Below are 2,274 nucleotides of genomic sequence, written 5' to 3' on the forward strand. Positions count from 1 at the left end.
GGGCAGGAGGGGGAGGAGGAAGAGGGTCGCGGTGCCGTAGGCGACGGCCGCGGTCGCGGTGTGGCCGGAGGGGAAGTAGCCGGTGCCCGGCGGGACCACGGGGGTGCCGGAGCGGTCGGTCCAGATCTTGAGGGGGACCACGACTGCCGGGACCAGGGCCATGAGAAGGGCCCCCGCGGTGGCCGGGAGCCACCAGCGGTCCGTACCGGCGCGCCGGTGCCGCCAGGTCACGTACGCCAGCGCCACCACCAGGAGGGGTACGGCCACCTGGACGTTGCCCAGGTCGGAGAGACCGCCGCCGATGCGGTCCGGGTGGACCAGGGCGGCACTGACCCGCTCGTCGACGCGCAGAAGCGGCCCGTCCTCGACGACCTGCCAGGTGATCAGGGCGAAGAGGAGGGCCGGGAGGCCGAGCAGGAGGGTGAGGAAGGCCGGCCGCCCCGGAACAGGGGGGGTGGTTCCGGGGCGGCCGATCAGATCGGTTCGTCGGCCGCCCCGGGGGGTTTGGGGCGGGCGACTGTCCGATCGGTGAGGAGATCCGGAGCCGGAGGCTCCACTCGTGTGCGCGAGGGCACGACCAGGTCGAAGCTGGGGAGGCCCCGGCCTGATGTCGCCCACAGTCCCCTGTGGGCGGGGTGTATCTCTCATCTGGGTAGAACCTACGGCAGGGCGGCGGCGTACGACAGGCGGATTCCCGTCCTCACCACCACCTCGCACACCTTCTTCACACCCTCTGCCGCTCGCCACCCCAGCCCCGGAATCCCAAGGGCCGTCAGGGCTGTGACGGCCGAGGCCGGAAGGGGTGAGTCCGCTTCCGACCTGCCGCGATGCCCCTGTGGCGTCAGATGCGGGCGAACGCCTGCTCGATGATGTCGAGGCCCTCGTCGAGCAGGTCCTCGCCGATGACGAGCGGCGGCAGGAAGCGCAGCACGTTGCCGTAGGTGCCACAGGTCAGGACCAGCAGGCCCTCCTGGTGGCAGGCCTTGGCGAGCGCGGCGGTCGCCTCCGGGTTCGGCTCCTTGGTCGTACGGTCCTTGACGAGCTCGATGGCGATCATGGCGCCGCGGCCCCGGACGTCGCCGATGACGTCGAACTTGTCCTGCATGGCGGTCAGCCGGGCCTTCATCGTGGCCTCGATCGCCTTCGCCCGGGCGTTGAGGTCGAGCTCCTTCATCGTCTCGATCGCGCCGAGCGCGCCGGCGCAGGCGACCGGGTTGCCGCCGTAGGTGCCGCCGAGGCCGCCCGCGTGCGCCGCGTCCATGATCTCCGCGCGGCCGGTGACGGCGGCGAGCGGGAGACCGCCGGCGATGCCCTTGGCGGTGGTGATGAGGTCCGGGACGATGCCCTCGTCCTCGCAGGCGAACCACTGGCCGGTGCGGCAGAAGCCGGACTGGATCTCGTCGGCGACGAAGACGATGCCGTTGGCCTCGGCGAACTCGCTGATCGCCGGCAGGAAGCCCTTGGCCGGCTCGATGAAGCCGCCCTCACCGAGCACCGGCTCGATGATGATCGCGGCCACGTTCTCCGGACCGACCTGCTTGGTGATCTGGTCGATGGCCTGGGCGGCGGCCTCGGGGCCGGCGTTCCCGGGGCCGGTGGGCCAGCGGTAGCCGTAGGCGACGGGGACGCGGTAGACCTCGGGGGCGAAGGGGCCGAAGCCGTGCTTGTACGGCATGTTCTTCGCGGTCAGCGCCATGGTGAGGTTGGTGCGGCCGTGGTAGCCGTGGTCGAACACGACGACGGCCTGGCGCTTGGTGTACGCACGGGCGATCTTGACGGCGTTCTCGACCGCCTCGGCGCCGGAGTTGAACAGCGCGGACTTCTTGGCGTGGTCACCGGGGGTGAGCTCGGCGAGGGCCTCGGCGACCTCCACGTAGCCCTCGTACGGGGTGACCATGAAACAGGTGTGGGTGAAGTCGGCGAGCTGGGCGGAGGCCCGGCGTACGACGGCCTCGGCGGAGGCGCCTACGGACGTCACGGCGATGCCCGAACCGAAGTCGATCAGCCGGTTCCCGTCGACGTCCTCGATGATCCCGCCGCCCGCGCGCGCCGTGAAGACGGGCAGCACGGACCCCACACCCTGCGCGACCGCGGCGACCCGGCGGGCCTGCAGCTCCTGCGACTTGGGTCCGGGGATGGCGGTGACGACGCGGCGCTCCTGCGGAAGTGCGGTCATGAGGGGCTCCTGGGGTGTTGCGGGCGGAGATGTCGCGGACTCTGTCCAGTCTTTTCTCGCAGGCTAGGACGGGGGACGGGGGGTGGGCATGCTCCATG

General features: G+C 71.5%; 2 protein-coding genes. Both read right to left on the bottom strand.

The window, feature by feature from the left end; all coding sequences use genetic code 11:
* Positions 1-618 (bottom strand): hypothetical protein (locus AOJ26_RS04355; protein WP_053846817.1); only part of this gene is annotated, 618 nt, incomplete at its 3' end.
* Between the two features lie 223 nt (positions 619-841).
* On the bottom strand, positions 842-2,176 hold the full coding sequence (gene gabT, locus AOJ26_RS04360; protein ID WP_053846816.1) for a 4-aminobutyrate--2-oxoglutarate transaminase: 1,335 nt from the start codon (positions 2,174-2,176) through the stop codon (positions 842-844).
* Positions 2,177-2,274 lie beyond the last annotated feature (98 nt).

This window comes from Streptomyces sp. NRRL B-24085, assembly GCF_001282115.1.
GTDB lineage: Bacteria > Actinomycetota > Actinomycetes > Streptomycetales > Streptomycetaceae > Streptomyces.

What these genes read in the sequence shown, in the direction of transcription:
- gabT (WP_053846816.1), bottom strand. Translation starts at nt 2,176, where the DNA reads ATGACCGCACTTCCGCAGGAGCGCCGCGTCGTCACCGCCATCCCCGGA.